This window comes from Pseudoflavonifractor sp. 60, assembly GCF_009911645.1.
GTDB lineage: Bacteria > Bacillota > Clostridia > Oscillospirales > Oscillospiraceae > Lawsonibacter.
Genome location: NZ_QWKI01000339.1, coordinates 1 through 998 on the forward strand (window position 1 = coordinate 1; position 998 = coordinate 998).

General features: G+C 55.8%; 1 protein-coding gene. It reads right to left on the reverse strand.

The annotated features are described in order from the left end of the window. Positions 1 to 17: 17 nt before the first annotated feature. Positions 18 to 890 carry a DUF6017 domain-containing protein gene (locus D1646_RS22275; RefSeq protein WP_160638511.1) on the reverse strand — a complete coding sequence of 291 codons (873 nt, stop codon included), beginning with the start codon at positions 888 to 890 and terminating at the stop codon, positions 18 to 20. Between the last annotated feature and the right edge of the window lie 108 nt (positions 891 to 998).

The window sequence follows — 998 nt, forward strand, 5'->3', positions numbered from 1 at the left end:
AGTCGGGGCCTCCTTTGTCAGATTTTGCCCTCCGCCATATCATGGGCGACGAGGGCGGTGTAGTAGCTTCCCATGGTGCTGGGGGCGTTGAACAGCACCGCCAGCAGGTATTTCTTGATGTTGCGGATTTTCGTGGTGTTCTCCCGCATACAGTCCATGACGAACTCGATATGGCCGCTGTTTAGTTTCAGCAGCTTGGCCTTTACCAGCTCGGCGGGGTAGTCGTCCCCGGCGACACGGATTGTCTTGCGGGCCGTGCAGACGGTTTCCACCAGCAATTCCACGATGCCGTCCAATTCTTCCCGGTCGATCTTGGAGTGGCGCAGGAGGTGGTCGTACTCGATATTCTCCTTGATGATGTCCCGATAAATCTCAACGGCGCTCTGCGTGGCCGCTTCCGTTCTTTTCCTTTCCGGCGGCGAAGCCGCAACAGCGGGAGGGGGTGAAAGGGAGGGAAAGGAATGGGTAATTGATCGGTCGGTAATAGCTTGGTCTTTAGTTACTCTATCTTTATTTAATTGCGTTGGATTTTCCGACGTCGGTTTTCCCGTTGTCGGGTTTTCCGACGACGGTTTATCCAACGACGGCGGCAAAGAAACAGGCTGCTCGTGGATGATGTACTCGTTGCTGCTGAACTTGCCGCCCTCGTCCGTGGTCTGGTGGCGCTCAATGTACCCGGCCCGCTCCAGCTCATTGACGGCGGAACGAATAGCATCCTTGCTCTCCCGGTTGATATAGCACAGGCCGGACAGGGTATAATCCCAATCTTCCGGGAGTGAGAGAATTTGCGACAGCAGGCCCTTGGCTTTCAGGGACAGGGACTTGTCCCGCAGGTGGTAGTTGGACATGACCGTGTAGCCCTTGTTCCTCTCCACGCGGAATACTGGCATGGCTTTCCGCTCCTTTCGGTGTCTGGACATGAATAAATATCCCCCGGCGAAGCCGGGGGTATTTCATATGCGGGCAAAGCCCTATGTTACTAGCAAGCGCGTCCCGTC